The following is a 14,449-nucleotide window of genomic DNA, read 5'->3' as shown; positions in this document are numbered from 1 at the left end:
CCACCGGGGGATATCGAGGGGGGCTGGGACACAACCCCCCTATCTTGCTGGTTCCGACGCCCGATGCGAAACCCGACGCGGCCGACGTTTACCTACTCGACCGTACGCGCAAGCTACTCACCAGGCTTCCGATCGCTGCGTGTGCGGTATCCCTCACCCGTCGATGCCTGGTCGCGTCCTACCATCCGAGGATGAGCGAACCGCGGTCGAGCGAGTCCGGTTTCCCCATCAAGGCCGTCTACACGGCGGCCGACCTGCCGGGGGAGCTGGAGTCCCGCCTGGGCGCGCCCGGGGAGTTTCCCTACACGCGTGGGGTCTACCCGACCATGTACACCTCCCGGCCGTGGACCATGCGGCAGTACGCGGGGTTCGGCACCGCCACCGAGTCCAACGCGCGTTACCACCAGTTGTTGCGGGCCGGGACGATGGGACTGTCGGTCGCCTTCGACCTGCCCACCCAGATGGGGTACGACTCCGACGACCCGATCGCGCACGGCGAGGTCGGCAAGGTCGGCGTCGCCATCGACTCCATCGAGGACATGCGGCTGCTCTTCGACGGCATCCCGCTGGACAAGGTCTCCACCTCGATGACCATCAACGCGCCGGGCTCCGTGCTGCTGCTGCTCTACCAGCTCGTCGCCGAGGAGAACGGGGTGCCGGGCACGGCGCTCAACGGCACCATCCAGAACGACATCCTGAAGGAGTACATCGCCCGGGGGACGTACATCTTCCCGCCGAAGCCGTCGCTGCGGCTGGTGGCCGACACCTTCGCGTACTGCCGTGCCGAGGTGCCGAAGTGGAACACCATCTCCATCTCCGGCTACCACATGGCCGAGGCCGGCGCCTCGCCCGCGCAGGAGATCGCGTTCACCCTGGCCAACGGCGTCGAGTACGTCCGGGCGGCGCTGGCCGCCGGGCTGGCGGTGGACGACTTCGCGCCCCGGCTGTCGTTCTTCTTCGTCGCCCGGACCACCCTGCTGGAGGAGGTCGCGAAGTTCCGCGCCGCCCGGCGGATCTGGGCCCGGCTGATGCGGGACGACTTCGGCGCGAAGGACCCCAAGTCGATGATGCTGCGGTTCCACACCCAGACCGCGGGCGTGCAGCTCACCGCCCAGCAGCCCGAGGTGAACCTGGTCCGGGTGGCGATCCAGGGCCTCGGCGCGGTGCTCGGCGGTACCCAGTCGCTGCACACCAACAGCTTCGACGAGGCGATCGCCCTGCCTACGGAGAAGGCCGCCCGGCTGGCGCTGCGGACCCAGCAGGTGCTGGCGTACGAGACGGACCTGACCGGGACGGTGGACCCGTTCGCCGGCTCGTACGTGGTGGAGGCGATGACCGCCGAGTTGGAGGCGGCGGCGAACGAGCTGATGGACCGGGTCTTCGACCACGGCTCCGCGGTGGACGCCATCGAGGCCGGCTTCCAGAAGCGGGAGATCGAGCAGTCCGCGTACCGGATCGCGCAGGAGATCGACTCGGCCGAGCGGGTGGTGGTCGGGCTCAACCGGTTCACCATCGACGAGGAGGAGCCGTACGAGCCGCTGCGGGTGGACCCGACGATCGAGGCGGCCCAGGCCGAGCGGCTGGCGAAGCTGCGCGCCGACCGGGACAGCGGGGCGGTCGAGCGGGCCCTGGCGGAGCTGCGCGCCGCGGCCGAGGGCGACGCCAACGTGCTGCACCCGATGAAGGCGGCACTGCGAGCCCGGGCCACGGTCGGTGAGGTCTGCGGCACGCTTCGCGACACCTGGGGCACCTACCGCCCGTCCGACCGCTTCTGACCTCTTCCGTCGTGCCGAGTCCGCGCCGGGGCGATCCGGCGCAGGCGTGTGGTCGGGAGAATTCGGGTAACCCGAACGGGTGAAGGGAACGGACAGCGTGTCCGGTCGCGTGCGGTTCGCCCATGTCACCCTCAGGAGTCACCCTGTGGCTCAGCGTTGTCGGTGAATTGTCTGAGCGGCGATTAATTGAACCGACTAATGCGACAATCCGGAATAACGGCCATGGTGCCGACGCGGATTTCGTAGCCGCTGAGCCGGTTACGCGTTGTAGGAGGTGGGGGGCAGATGACGGCGTTCGACCGCGATCTACCTGCTGTCCCGCAGATATTCGACCGCCCCCACCAGGGCATCAGTGACGCTGTGCGGTCCGACCGCTACCGTAGTGAGGTTGCGCAGCGTCACCGTCGGAGGTCTAGGCTGTCTGCTGTCCTCCCCGAAGATCCTTCCATTTCTAGTGATCGAGAATTCGACGTGACGAGTGCGTTGACGCTGCCCGCGGGCGGCCAGCTGGCGTCGTCCTGGCCGGAGGCGCCGTCCGGGTCCCAGCCCCTGCCCTTCGAGCTCGACCATCTGCTAGCGCTCCGGGTACCGGGGCTCATCGCCACCCGGCGTCACATCCACTCGCACCCGGAACTCTCCGGCCACGAGTTCGAGACCGCCGCGCTGATCGCGCGGGAACTCTCCCTGGCCGGGCTGACCCCCCGGATGCTGCCCAAGGGCAACGGGGTCATCTGCGACATCGACGGCCGCCCCGACGGGCCGGTGATCGCGCTGCGCGCCGACATCGACGCGCTGCCGCTGACCGACGTCAAGGACGTGCCGTACCGCTCCACGGTGGACGGGGTCTGCCACGCCTGCGGGCACGACGTGCACACCGCGGTGCTGCTCGGCGTCGGCATGCTGCTCGCCCAGCTCGCCGACACGGGCCGGCTCGACGGCCGGGTCCGGCTCATCTTCCAGCCGGCCGAGGAGATCCTGCCCTGCGGCTCGCTGGAGGTCATCGAGGCCGGCGGCCTGGACGACGTGGCGCAGATCTTCGCCCTGCACTGCGACCCCAACCAGCCGGTCGGCCGGGTCGGCCTGCGGGTCGGCCCGATCACCGCCGCCGCCGACAACGTGACCGTACGGCTGACCGGCCCGGGCGGGCACACCGCCCGCCCCCACCTGACCGTCGACCTGGTCGACGCGCTGGGCCGGCTGATCACCGAGGTGCCCGCGCTGGTGAGCCGGCGGGTGCCGGCCAACAGCGGGCTGCTGCTGGTCTTCGGCCACGCGTCGGCCGGCACCCGCTACAACGTCATCCCCTCCGAGGCGTGCGCCTCGGGCACCCTGCGGGTGATGGACCGCGACACCTGGGAGCAGGCGCCGAAGATCGTCGCCCAGGTGGTCCGGGACGTGATCGCGCCGACCGGCGCCACGGTGGACCTGGAATACCTCCGTGGTCGCCCGCCGGTCTGCAACGACGCCCGGGCCATCCAGGTGCTCACCGCGGCGACCACCGCCGCGCTCGGGCCGGAGGGGGTCGCCGAGACCCCGCAGAGCATGGGCGGCGAGGACTTCTCCTGGTACCTGGAGCACGTCCCCGGCGCCCTCGCCCGGCTCGGCGTGGGCCGCTCCGGCCCCAACGTCGACCTGCACCGCGCCTCGTTCGACGTGGACGAGCGGGCGATCGCGGTCGGCGTACGCGTCATGGTGCAGACCGCGCTGCGGGCACTGGCTGCGGCGCGCTGACCGGCGGCTGCGGTCCGGCCGGTGGCGCGGCCCGCCGCCGGCGGCGGCGCAGCGCCGCGAAGAGCAACCCCAGCGGTACGCCGAGCACGATCAGCCAGGGCAGCAGCGCGCCCAGGACGGTGAGCAGCACCCCAAGCGAGGCGAGCAGGGCGTGCCAGCCGTTGCGCAGCCCGGACAGGAAGCCGGCCTCGCTCTTCGCGGCCGGTGGGGCGTCGGCCTGCACGAAGGCCACCGTGACGGTGGACAGCGCGGTCAGGTCGGCCAGCCGCCGCTTCTTCGCCTCCAGCGAGGCCAGGTCGGCCTCCCGCCGGGCCAGCTCGCCCTCCAGCGTCACCAGGTCGCTGATGGTGGTGGCCCGGGCGAGCAGTTTCCGGGCGCTCTCCACCCGGGCCCGCTGGCTGGCGATCCGGGCGTCCAGGTCGACGGTCTCCTCGGTGACGTCCTCCGTGCGTACCTCCCGGGAGTCCTGCCGGCCCAGCGCGGCCAGCTGGTCGACGACCCGGGTGAACTTCTCCGCCGGCACCCGCAGCTGCAGTTCCGCCCGGGTGTCGCTGTCCCGGCTCTGCCGCTGGTCGCCGCCGACGAACCCGCCGGCCGCCGTGGCGATGCTCACCGCCTGCCCGGCGGCGAAGTCCACGTCGTCCACCCGGACCTGCATCGTTCCGGTGTAGATGATGGCCCGCTGGTCCACCCGCAGGTCCGGCGCGGCGCCCCCCTTCGCCTGCTCGGCCGGGCCACCGGCCTCCGGCGCCGCTCCGGCCCGGGCGTCCCCGACGAGGGGCGCCTTCGCCGGGGCCGCTGCCCCGTCGGCGGCGCTGCTGTTCCCACTGTCGCTCGCGCCGGCGCCGCAGCCGCCGAGCAGCAGGGCGACCAGTCCCGCCGCCAGCCCGGCCGTGGCCGCCCGGCGTCGTCCGCTGCCTCTGTGCATCTTCACCCCTTCGCCGTGGCCCCGGTCGGGGCGATAGGTCGGACGCGGCGCGGCACCGCCACGGTTCCGGCAGACTGCGCAGAGGACGTCACGATTCGGTAATCGAGGAGGCGCGGTGCACCTCACCAAGTACGCCCATTCCTGTGTGCGGATCGAGCACGACGGGGGAGTGCTCGTCATCGACCCCGGCACGTTCAGCGACCCGGTGGCGCTGGACGGGGCCGACGCGGTGCTGATCACGCACGAGCATCCGGACCACGTCGACGTGGCGGCGGTCAGCCGGCAGCTCGACCGCCGGCCGTTCGTCATCCACGGGCCCCCGTCGCTCGCCGGCGTGCTGGGCGACGCGGCGTCGGCGCTGACCCCGGTCGAGGCGGGCGCGTCGTTCACCGCGGCGGGCGTGCCGATCCGGGCGTACGGCGGCCGGCACGCCGTGATCCACCCCGACATCCCGGTGGTGGAGAACCTCGGCTATCTGGTGAACGACGTCGTGTACCACCCGGGCGACGCCCTGGAGGTGCCGCGGGAGGTCGAGGTGGACAGCCTCTTCGCGCCCATCCACGCGCCCTGGTCGAAGTTCTCCGAGGTGGTCGACTTCATCCGGGCGGTCGCCCCGCGCAAGGTGTACGCGCTGCACGACGGGCTGCTCAACGACCGGGGCTACGCGGTGCTCGACCGGCAGTACGCCGCACTGTCCAGGAGCGACTACCAGCGGCTCGCCCCGGGCACCACGCTGGACGTCTGAGGCCATGCCCGGCCCCTCCCGTGACCTGGTCGAGCGGCTCTACGCCGAGCCGCCCGACCGGTTCGTGGCCGCCCGGGACGCGGCCGTCGCCGAGGCGCGCCGGGCCGGCGACCGTACCGCCGCCCGGGAGATCGCCCGGCTGCGCCGGCCGACCGTGGCGGCGTGGCTGGTCAACCTGCTGGCCCTGCGCCGGCCGGAGCTGGTGGCCGACCTGGTGCGGCTCGCCGAGTCGCTGCGTTCGGCGCAGCGTGAGCTGCGCGGCCCCCGGCTGCGGGAACTCTCCGCCCAGCGGCGGGCGGTGGTCGGCGCGCTGGTGGCCGAGGTGCGCGCCCTGGCCGCCGGGGTGGCCGGGGGGCCGCCGGCCGGGAAGCTGCCGCTGGGCGAGGTGGAGGCCACCCTGAACGCGGCGCTCTCCGACGCCGACGTCGCCGAGCAGGTCCGCTCGGGACGGCTGCTGCGGGCGGCCCACTACGCCGGGTTCGGCGAGGTGCCGCGCCCGCAGCTGCGCCTGGTCACCACCGCCGAGGAGGAACCGCCACCCCCACCGGCGCAGCCCCGGGCCGAGTTGGCGGAGACCCGGGCCGAGTCGGCGGAGACCCGGGCGGCGGAACGGGCCGAGCGCGCGGCCGCCGCGGAACGGGCGCGACGGCGCCGGGCCCTCGACCGGGAGCTGGACCGGGCGCGCGGCGACCTGGCGCGGGCCGAGGCGGAGCTGACCGGCGCGGCGACGGCCGAGGAGGACGGCGCGGAGCTCCTCGCCGACCTGGAGGCGGAGCTGGCCGAACTGGAGCGGCGCCGGGCCGCCGCCGAACAGGACCTGAGCCGGGCCAAGCTGGCCCGGCGGGCCGCCGAGCGGGGCGTGACGGCGGCCCGCCGCCGGGCCGGTGAGGTCGAGGCGGCCCTGGAGGAGCTGGCGGCCGAAGAGGGGACTGCCAGCGACCGTGCCGACCGGGCACACTGATCGCGATGGATGACGACGGTGGGCGGGCCGGATGACCCCGGAGCAGATCGCTGCCGCCAGCAAGCCGGCGGTGCTGGAGCTGGGCGACCTGTTCAGCCGCTGCCCGGCCACCCTGCGGCGGGCGCGGTTGCTGGGCATCTCCGGGTGGGCCTTCTACATCACCAGCCGGGCCGGCGCGCTCGGTGAGGTGCGCGCCGAGACGGTGGCCGCCGCGCTGGGCTTCATCGCCCCCGACGCGGTCGCCGACGGCTGGGACGCCGCGGCGCGTACGGTCCGGCCGGTCGAGGTGGCCGCGGCGAACCTCGCCGAGTGCTGCCGCTGGGGCGACCAGCAGCTCGCCCCGCTGCCCGGGGCGGCCCGCCTGGCCGAGCTGCTGCACCGGATCACCGGTGCCGCCGACGCGACCGGGATGCCGCTGTTCGCCGCGTGGCGGGCCATGCCGGTGCCGCACGGCGGGGCGGGTGCCCTCGCGGGCGTCGGGCTGCTGCTGCTCCGCGAGCACTTCGCGGGGGCGTACCTGCTGGCGGTGCGGGCGGCGGGGCTGACCCCGGTGGAGGCGGTGCTGGCCGGGCCGGAGGGGGAGGCCGGCGCGGCGGCCTGCGGCTGGCCGCCGCCGTACCCGCCGATCGGGCCGCTGGTCCGGCGCCGGCTCTGGGCGGAGGCGGTGACCGACCGGTTGGCCGCCACCGCGTTCCGCGCCCTCGGCCCCGGCGAGGGCGCCGAGCTGCTGGAGCTGTTGACCAGCGCGCGGGCGCACCTGCGCCGCTCCGGCACGGCGGCCTGACCGGCGGGGCGGCCCGGCCGGACCGCCCGGCGCCTCGGTCGGCGCGGCTGCGGCGTCGCACCGGCCGCCGAGGGCCAGGATCGCCGCGCCGAGGCCACCGGCCCGGCGGGGCGGTGTGTGCTGGGCGACGCCGGTCGGGGCCGGTGGGCGGCCGGTCCGGGCGGGGGCGCAGACTGGCCGGGTGGGATGCGCGCTACGCGGACGCCGTGCCGGTGGGGCGGGACCGCAGCTCGGTGACGTAGTCGTCCGGCGCGCCCGCCTTCTGCGCCGCGTTCGCGATCTCCGAGAGGTACCACGCGATGGGCAGGCCGCCCTCGTAGCCGTCGAAGACGTAGACCCAGGCCGTCACGTCCCCGTCCAGCGTCGAGACCCGGACGGTGAGCTTGCGGTACGTCCCGGCGGTCACCCCCTCGATCTCGTCGAGCTGGGCGGCGTCGTACGGGTGGATGTCGTACAGCGCCACGAAGACCCGGTCGCCGGGGGACTCGACCACCGTGCTGACCGCGCCCTCCCAGCCGATCGCGTCCTCGCCCGCGAAGGTCAACCGCCAGCCCTCCAGCCAGCCGGTGCCCACCATCGGCGAGTGCGGACAGTAGGCGCGCATCCGGGCGGGATCGAGGTTTGAGCCGTAGGCGGCGTAATGACGCACGGCGATGACGATAGCCCGGCGGGCGGGTGGGGGAGAATACGACGGTGCGTGTCGGACGTGTCCGGGAGAAGAAAGTCACTGTGAACACTGACGAGGGGCGAGCGTTGTGAGCCAGATCGTGATCATCGGCGGAGGGCCGGCCGGGTACGAGGCGGCGCTGGTCGCCGCCCAGCTGGACGCCGATGTCACCGTCGTCGAGGCGGAGGGGGCCGGCGGGGCCTGCGTGCTCTCCGACTGCGTCCCGTCCAAGACCTTCATCGCCAGCTCCGAGGTGGTCACCGGCTATCGGGACACCGAGGAGTTCGGGGTCCACTCGGACGGGCTGGAGGCGGTGACCGTCGACGCCCGGACGGTGCACGAGCGGGTGAAGCGGCTGGCCCTCGCCCAGTCGGCCGACATCCACGCCAAGCTGATCAAGGCGGGCGTGACCTTCGTGGCCGGCGGCGCCCGACTCGGCGAGGACAAGCTCGGCCACACCCACCAGGTGATCGTCGCCCCGGCCGACGGCGCCGACGAATACCCGATCGACGCCGCCACCGTGCTGATCGCCACCGGCGCCACGCCGCGGCAGCTGCCCACCGCCGTGCCGGACGGGGAGCGCATCCTGACCTGGCGCCAGGTGTACGACCTGCCGGAGCTGCCCGAGCACCTGATCGTGGTCGGCTCCGGCGTGACCGGTGCCGAGTTCGCCAGCGCGTACCTGGCGATGGGGGTGCAGGTCACCCTGGTCTCCAGCCGGGACCGGGTCATGCCGCACGAGGACGCCGACGCGGCGATGGCGATCGAGCGGGTCTTCCGCAACCGGGGCATGAGCATCCTGAACAATTCCCGCGCCGACGCGGTCCGCCGGACCGCCGACGGCGTCGAGGTCGCGCTCTCCGACGGCCGCGTCGCGTACGGCTCGCACGCGCTGATCGCGGTCGGCTCGATCCCGAACACCGCCGATCTCGGCCTCGCCGAGTACGGCGTCGAGCTGGCCCGGGGCGGTTACGTCGCGGTGGACCGGGTGTCCCGGACCAACGTGCCGGGCGTCTACGCCGCCGGTGACTGCACCGGGGTGCTGCCGCTGGCCAGCGTGGCCGCGATGCAGGGCCGGATCGCGATGTGGCACGCGCTGGGCGAGGCGGTCCGTCCGCTGCGGCTGCGTACCGTGGCGGCGAACGTCTTCACCGATCCGGAGCTGGCCACCGTCGGCGTCTCGCAGGACGAGGTGGACGCCGGCAAGATCCCCGCCCGCCAGGTGATGCTGCCGCTGTCCGGCAACGCCCGGGCGAAGATGGCCGACCTGGCCGACGGCTTCGTCAAGCTCTTCTGCCGCCCGGCCAGTGGCCAGGTCATCGGCGGTGTGGTGGTGGCGCCCAAGGCCAGCGAGCTGATCCTGCCGATCACCATGGCGGTGGAGAACAACCTCACCGTCAACGAGCTGGCCCAGACGATCACCATCTACCCGAGCCTCTCCGGCTCCATCACCGAGGCGGCCCGCCAGCTCATGCTGCACGAGCTGGAGTGAGCCGAGGCGACACCGATCGGGCCAGCCGGACCGCGACGACGGTGAGCAGGCCGACCTCGGCGAGGATCAGCAGGCGTTCGACCAGGCCGAGCAGCACCCGGTCACCCGGGTAGGCGGACCAGATCATCGCGCCGGCGAGCACCAGGCTGGTCAGGGTGAGGGCGCGCAGCCAGCCGGCCGCGCGCCCGCCCAGACCGCCGGCGAGCAGCCAGCCAGCCAGCGGCAGGGCGAGGAACGCCACCGCCGAGGCGTACCGGTGGACGTAGGCGGCGGTGTCCATCGGCAGGCCGGGCGGGTTGGTCGGCACGACGGCCGAGGTGAGCAGCCCGGCGGCCCACGCCCCGAGCAGGGGCTGGGCCGCCCGGTGGGCACCTGAGCGGCCCAGCGCCGGCAGCAGCACGGCGCTGGCCGCGGCGAGCAGCACCATCGCCACGTCCAGGACACCGCCCCGGTCGGAGACGGCGAAGTCGCTGACGGTCAGCGACCAGGGACTCAGGTCGTCGTCAACCTCTAGGTGAGCGAGCACGGCGAGCACCGCCGCCAGGGCGATCCCGCCGAGGGCCAGCAGGCCCGTCGTCCGGTTTCCAGGCATGCCTCAGCCTGTCGCCGGGAGCACCCGAAGCGGATCCGGGACCGCCACCGACATCGATCCGGGGGAGGTCCCCTACGCCGACCCCGGGGACGTGCACCGTCACCGACCCGGCCACCGCCTGTCACGGCGACAGAGGCGAGGTGACCGAATGAGCGCGATACCTCTCAGGAATATCTATGCCTCAGAGATATCACGCGCATTCGCGCCACCGCCCCGCAGCGCGTCGGCTGTCAGTCGTCGGTGGCCCCGGCGCGGGCGGCGCGGGCGCCGACCAGGGCCATCGCCCAACCGGCGGCGGCGAACCCGCCCGCCGCGACGGCCGCGATCGCGGCCAACCGCCAGGCGGACTGGGTCAGCGCCGTGCCACCGAGGTGCCCGACCAGCGCCCCGTACGTCGCCCAGCCGGCCGCCGCGGCGGCCTCGTAGCAGAGGAACAGCCGGTACGGGTAGCGGCTGCGGCCGGCGGCGAAGCAGGCCGCCATCCGGCCGCCGGGGACGAACCGGCAGAGCAGGATCACCATCGGGCCGGGTCGGCGCAGCCCGCGGGTGACCCGGCTGGCGACTCGCCGGGCCCGGTTCGGCGTGCCGGGTCGGGGCGGCCGGCGGTCGGGCGCGCTCCGGCCAAGCAGGTAGCAGGCCAGGTCACCGGCGAACACGCCGAGCGCGCCGACAAGAATGGTGGTGGGCAGGTCGAGCCAGCCGTACACGGTGAGCGCGCCGCCGGTGATCATGACGATCTGGGTGGGCACGATCGGCACGAACGCGTCCACCAGCAGCAGGGCGAGCAGCACGAGGTAGGCCGCCGTCGGCGACGCCACGTCAGTGAGTAATTGGGGCACTGCCACCTCGCCGGATCCGGCTGACCTCTCCCATCGAGCCTGCGCGACCGCCCCGGGTCGCCGTACACGGGGCCGGTCGCCGGTGACCACGGACACGGCCGCGCCACCCGGTGGCGACGACGCAGGTCGCCGGAGTGTGACGGAAATGCCGTTGCCCGACGCGGGCCGGAGCGGGCGGCGGATCGGCGATCGTGCGCGTACCGTGGTGACTCGCGCGGCCATGCGCGCCGGGTCCCCCGTTCCTGGCGAGGTGGCCGCCGAGGGTCGCCGGCAGGTCCCGTGCCGGCGGCCCGCCCCAAGCTCCCCGATATTCGGGTGCGCGGGTCGAGCGCCCGCGCGTACCGTCGCGGCATGCGCAGCGCGGTGGTGACCACGACGCCGGGAATCCCCGGCGCGCCGCACTGACGTTTTCGTCGACGAGGCCCCGGGGCGAACCGCCCCGGGGCCTCGCCGCGTACCGGGCCAGCTCGCCTCCGGGTCGTACCCGATCAAGGAGGGCGACATGATCGACCACCGTAGGCTCGGCCGGGAGCTGGAGCTGTGCGTCTCGGACCCGCTCGCGGGCGCCGGCCTGCCGATCTGGCTGCCGGCCGGCGCCGCCGCCCGGCACGCCGTCGAGGAGTACGTCCGCGAGCTGGAACGCCGGGCCGGCTACCGGCACGTCTACTCGCCGCCGCTGGGCCGGCGGGAGCTGTTCGAACTCTCCGGGCACCTGGGCCACTTCGCCGACGACATGTTCCCGCCGATGCGGCTGAGCGCCGACGACGAGTTCGTGCTCCGCCCGGCGCTCTGCCCGCACCACGCGCTGGTGTTCCGGGCCCGGGGCCGGTCGTACCGGGAGTTGCCGCTGCGCGTCGCCGAGATCGGCGGGATGTACCGGGCGGAGCGGTCCGGGGTGCTCGGCGGGCTGTCCCGGGTCCGGGCCATCTCGCTGAACGACGCGCACAACTTCTGCGCCCTGGAGCAGGTGGGCGACGAGGTACGCGAGATCCTCCGGCTGATCCGCGAGGCGCACGCCGCGCTGGGCATCCGGCCGGCGGGGTTCCGGCTGTCGCTGCGCGGGCCGGGGGAGAGGTACGTCGGCGACGACGCGCAGTGGGCGCGGGCCGAGGAACTGCTCCGCGACGCCCTCGACGGGGCCGACCACGTCGAGGGGCCGGGCGAGGCGGCGTTCTACGGTCCGAAGATCGACATCCAGGTCGTGGATCCGGCCGGCCGCGAGTCGACCATCTCCACCATCCAACTGGACTTCGACAAGCCGGAGCGGTTCGACCTGTCGTACACCGACGCGGACGGGCGCCGGAAGCGGCCGGTGATGGTGCACCGCAGCCTGGTCGGCAGCATGGAGCGGCTCTTCGCGTACCTGATCGAGGAGCACGCGGGCGCCTTCCCGGCCTGGTACGCCCCGGTCCAGCTGGTGCTGCTGCCGGTCGACGACGGGCAGGCGGACGCCGCGTTCGAGCTGGCCCGCCGGGCGGAGGCGGCCGGGCTGCGGGTCGAGGTGGAGCGGGCCGGCTCGCTGGGCGCCCGGATCCGGGACGCCGCCCGCCGCCGCGTGCCGTACGCCGGGGTGGTCGGCCCGCGTGAGGCCGCCGCCGGCGCGGTCTCCCTGCGGCTGCGCGACGGCCGGGCGCTGGACCCGCGGCCCGCCGCCGACGCCCTCGCCCTGATCGCCCGGGTGGTCGCCACCCGCTCGCCCACCCTGCTGCCCGAGTCCTGACCCCACGACGTCCCCTAGGCCCGGGTGGGCTGCGGGGCGGTGGGAAGGGCGGGTTCCTCCTCGGCGGTGGGGGCGGTGAACTGCGACTGGTAGAGGCGGTGGTACGCGCCGCCCAGGGCGAGCAGTTGCTCGTGCGTGCCCTGCTCGACGATCCGGCCGTGCTCCATCATCAGGATCAGGTCGGCGTCCCGGATGGTGGAGAGCCGGTGGGCGATGACGAAGCTGGTCCGGTCCGACCGCAGGGCGGCCATCGCCCGCTGGAGCAGCACCTCGGTACGGGTGTCCACCGAGCTGGTCGCCTCGTCCAGGATCAGCAGCGAGGGTTCCGCCAGGAACGCCCGGGCGATGGTGATGAGCTGCTTCTCGCCGGCGCTGACGTTGCTGCCCTCCTCGTCGATGACGGTGTCGTACCCGTCGGGGAGGCTGCGGACGAAGCGGTCCACGAAGGTCGCCCGGGCGGCGGCGAGGATCTCCTCCTCGGTCGCGGCCGGGCGCCCGTACGCGATGTTGTCCCGGATGGTGCCGCCGAAGAGCCAGGTGTCCTGGAGCACCATGCCGATCCGGCCGCGCAGCTCGTCCCGGGGCATCGCGGTGATGTCCACCCCGTCGAGGGTGATCCGGCCGGCATCCAGCTCGTAGAACCGCATGATCAGGTTGACCAGGGTGGTCTTGCCCGCCCCCGTCGGGCCGACCACGGCGACCGTGTGACCGGGCTCGGCGACCAGCGACAGGTCGTCGATCAGCGGCTTGTCCGGGTCGTAGCGGAAGCTGACGTGCTCGAACTCGACCCGGCCCTCGACCCGCGGCGGCCCGGCCCGCTCCGGGGCCTGCTCCTCGGCGTCGAGCACCTCGAAGACCCGTTCGGCGGAGGCGACCCCGGACTGGAGCAGGTTCGCCATCGAGGCGACCTGGGTGAGCGGCTGGGTGAACTGCCGCGAGTACTGGATGAACGCCTGCACGTCGCCGAGGCTCATCGTCCCGGACGCCACCCGCAGCCCGCCCACCACCGCGATCGCGACGTAGCTGAGGTTCCCGACGAACATCATCGCCGGCATGATCAGCCCGGAGATGAACTGGGCGCTGAAGCTGGCCCGGTACAGCTCCTCGTTCTTGGCGTGGAAGGCCGCCTCCACCTCCTTCTGCCGGCCGAAGACCTTGACCAGCTCGTGGCCGGTGTACGCCTCCTCGATCTGCGCGTTCAACTCGCCGGTGTGCCGCCACTGGGCCACGAACCGGCGCTGCGAGCGCTTCGCGATGGCCCGGGTCACCAGCACCGAGGCCGGCACCGCGACCAGCGCGACCAGCGCCAGCAGGGGCGAGATCCAGAACATCATGGCGAGCACGCCGACCACGGTGAGCAGCGACGTGACCAGCTGGCTCAGCGTCTGCTGAAGGGTCTGCGAGATGTTGTCGATGTCGTTGGTGACCCGGCTGAGCAGCTCACCCCGGGGCTGCCGGTCGAAGTACGGCAGCGGCAGCCGGTTCAACTTGTCCTGCACGTCGGCGCGCAGCCGCAGCACGGTTCGCTGCACCACCGTGTTGAGCAGCCATCCCTGCCACCAGGCGAGCAGGCTGGCCAGCAGATAGAGGCCGAGGGCGAGCAGCAGCACCCGGCCCAGCGCGGCGAAGTCGATGCCCACCCCGGGCACCACGTCCATCCGGGCCAGCATGTCGGCGAAGTTGTCGTTGCCGGCCGCCCGGGCCGCGGTGACCGCCTGGTCGGCGGTGCTGCCGGCGGGCAGCTGCCGGCCGATCACCCCGGCGAAGATCAGGTCGGTCGCGTGGCCGAGGATCTTCGGCCCGATCACCGCCGCGGCCACGCTGGACACGGCCAGCAGGAGCACGCCGGACAGGCGTACCCGGTGCGGCCGGAGCCGGCCCAGCAGCCGCCGGGCGGACGGCCCGAAGTTCATCGACTTCTCCGCCGGCATGGCGGCGCCCATCCACGGCGGGCCACCGCCGCCGCGCCGGCCGGCGGCGGGCAGCCGCTGCGGCGTCCGCCCGTCGGCGGCGGCCTTCTGATCAGGTACGCGTGGCGCGGTCACGCGGTGCCTCCTTCGTTCGCGGCTGCGGGGCTCGCAACCCCGGCTCGCTCCTCGCGCTCACGGGGGTGCCTCCGTTCGTTCGCGGCTGCGGGGCTCGCAACCCCGGCTCGCTCCTCGCGCTCACGGGGGTGCCTCCGTTCGTTCGCGGCTGCGGGGCTCGCAACCCCGGC

At 73.8% G+C, this 14,449-nt stretch carries 12 protein-coding genes; 7 read left to right on the top strand and 5 right to left on the bottom strand.

The window, feature by feature from the left end:
- The first annotated feature begins 191 nt into the window (after nucleotides 1–191).
- On the top strand, nucleotides 192–1,775 hold the full coding sequence (locus AB0H57_RS13820) for a methylmalonyl-CoA mutase family protein (protein ID WP_357506102.1): 1,584 nt from the start codon (nucleotides 192–194) through the stop codon (nucleotides 1,773–1,775).
- A gap of 471 nt (nucleotides 1,776–2,246) precedes the next feature.
- On the top strand, nucleotides 2,247–3,506 hold the full coding sequence (locus AB0H57_RS13815) for an amidohydrolase (RefSeq protein WP_357506100.1): 1,260 nt from the start codon (nucleotides 2,247–2,249) through the stop codon (nucleotides 3,504–3,506).
- Here AB0H57_RS13815 and AB0H57_RS13810 read toward each other — a convergent pair.
- Nucleotides 3,463–4,434, bottom strand: a complete 972-nt coding sequence (locus AB0H57_RS13810) for a DUF4349 domain-containing protein (protein WP_357506097.1) — start codon at nucleotides 4,432–4,434, stop codon at nucleotides 3,463–3,465. The two genes, AB0H57_RS13815 and AB0H57_RS13810, sit on opposite strands and share 44 nt — an antisense overlap.
- A 115-nt stretch (nucleotides 4,435–4,549) precedes the next feature.
- Between AB0H57_RS13810 and AB0H57_RS13805 the strand changes: the two genes are divergently transcribed.
- The 3 genes from AB0H57_RS13805 to AB0H57_RS13795 are packed head-to-tail and all read left to right on the top strand — an operon-like array spanning nucleotide 4,550 to nucleotide 6,924.
- A complete protein-coding gene (locus AB0H57_RS13805; protein ID WP_357506095.1) occupies nucleotides 4,550–5,179 on the top strand; it encodes an MBL fold metallo-hydrolase in 630 nt (209 codons plus the stop codon).
- A 4-nt stretch (nucleotides 5,180–5,183) separates the two neighbouring features.
- Entirely contained in the window at nucleotides 5,184–6,140 is a 957-nt protein-coding gene (locus tag AB0H57_RS13800; protein ID WP_357506093.1) for a hypothetical protein, read from the top strand.
- 31 nt (nucleotides 6,141–6,171) lie between these two features.
- The gene (locus tag AB0H57_RS13795) at nucleotides 6,172–6,924 is read left to right on the top strand and encodes a hypothetical protein (protein WP_357506091.1); all 753 of its coding nucleotides are present in this window, start codon (nucleotides 6,172–6,174) and stop codon (nucleotides 6,922–6,924) included.
- A gap of 193 nt (nucleotides 6,925–7,117) precedes the next feature.
- Here AB0H57_RS13795 and AB0H57_RS13790 read toward each other — a convergent pair whose 3' ends face one another.
- Entirely contained in the window at nucleotides 7,118–7,573 is a 456-nt protein-coding gene (locus tag AB0H57_RS13790; protein ID WP_357506089.1) for a gamma-glutamylcyclotransferase, read from the bottom strand.
- Nucleotides 7,574–7,679: 106 nt separating this feature from the next.
- Here AB0H57_RS13790 and AB0H57_RS13785 point away from each other — a divergent pair, with 106 nt between their 5' ends.
- Nucleotides 7,680–9,083 carry an NAD(P)H-quinone dehydrogenase gene (locus AB0H57_RS13785; RefSeq protein ID WP_357506087.1) on the top strand — a complete coding sequence of 468 codons (1,404 nt, stop codon included), beginning with the start codon at nucleotides 7,680–7,682 and terminating at the stop codon, nucleotides 9,081–9,083.
- Here AB0H57_RS13785 and AB0H57_RS13780 read toward each other — a convergent pair.
- Together AB0H57_RS13780 and AB0H57_RS13775 are read right to left on the bottom strand one after the other, a co-directional pair.
- Entirely contained in the window at nucleotides 9,061–9,675 is a 615-nt protein-coding gene (locus tag AB0H57_RS13780) for a DUF998 domain-containing protein (RefSeq protein ID WP_357506085.1), read from the bottom strand. The two genes, AB0H57_RS13785 and AB0H57_RS13780, sit on opposite strands and share 23 nt — an antisense overlap.
- Before the next feature lie 230 nt (nucleotides 9,676–9,905).
- Nucleotides 9,906–10,514, bottom strand: coding sequence for a DedA family protein (locus AB0H57_RS13775; protein WP_357506083.1), 609 nt, complete (start codon nucleotides 10,512–10,514; stop codon nucleotides 9,906–9,908).
- 502 nt (nucleotides 10,515–11,016) lie between these two features.
- Between AB0H57_RS13775 and thrS the strand changes: the two genes are divergently transcribed.
- Entirely contained in the window at nucleotides 11,017–12,234 is a 1,218-nt protein-coding gene (thrS, locus tag AB0H57_RS13770) for a threonine--tRNA ligase (protein ID WP_357506081.1), read from the top strand.
- Nucleotides 12,235–12,248: 14 nt separating this feature from the next.
- Here the strand turns inward: thrS and AB0H57_RS13765 are convergent, their stop codons facing one another.
- The gene (locus tag AB0H57_RS13765) at nucleotides 12,249–14,279 is read right to left on the bottom strand and encodes an ABC transporter ATP-binding protein (RefSeq protein WP_357506079.1); all 2,031 of its coding nucleotides are present in this window, start codon (nucleotides 14,277–14,279) and stop codon (nucleotides 12,249–12,251) included.
- Nucleotides 14,280–14,449 lie beyond the last annotated feature (170 nt).

The sequence above is a fragment of the Micromonospora sp. NPDC050686 genome (genome assembly GCF_040654475.1).
Classification (GTDB): Bacteria; Actinomycetota; Actinomycetes; order Mycobacteriales; family Micromonosporaceae; genus Micromonospora.
The sequence above is the reverse complement of the archived record's forward strand: the minus strand, read 5'-3'. Positions and strand labels throughout refer to the sequence as shown.

Bases quoted from the DNA above. Each gene is read 5' to 3' on its own strand.
- AB0H57_RS13795 (WP_357506091.1), top strand. From the start codon at position 6,172: ATGACCCCGGAGCAGATCGCTGCCGCCAGCAAGCCGGCGGTGCTGGAG.
- thrS (WP_357506081.1), top strand. From the start codon at position 11,017: ATGATCGACCACCGTAGGCTCGGCCGGGAGCTGGAGCTGTGCGTCTCG.
- AB0H57_RS13780 (WP_357506085.1), bottom strand. From the start codon at position 9,675: ATGCCTGGAAACCGGACGACGGGCCTGCTGGCCCTCGGCGGGATCGCC.
- AB0H57_RS13810 (WP_357506097.1), bottom strand. From the start codon at position 4,434: ATGCACAGAGGCAGCGGACGACGCCGGGCGGCCACGGCCGGGCTGGCG.
- AB0H57_RS13820 (WP_357506102.1), top strand. From the start codon at position 192: ATGAGCGAACCGCGGTCGAGCGAGTCCGGTTTCCCCATCAAGGCCGTC.
- AB0H57_RS13800 (WP_357506093.1), top strand. From the start codon at position 5,184: ATGCCCGGCCCCTCCCGTGACCTGGTCGAGCGGCTCTACGCCGAGCCG.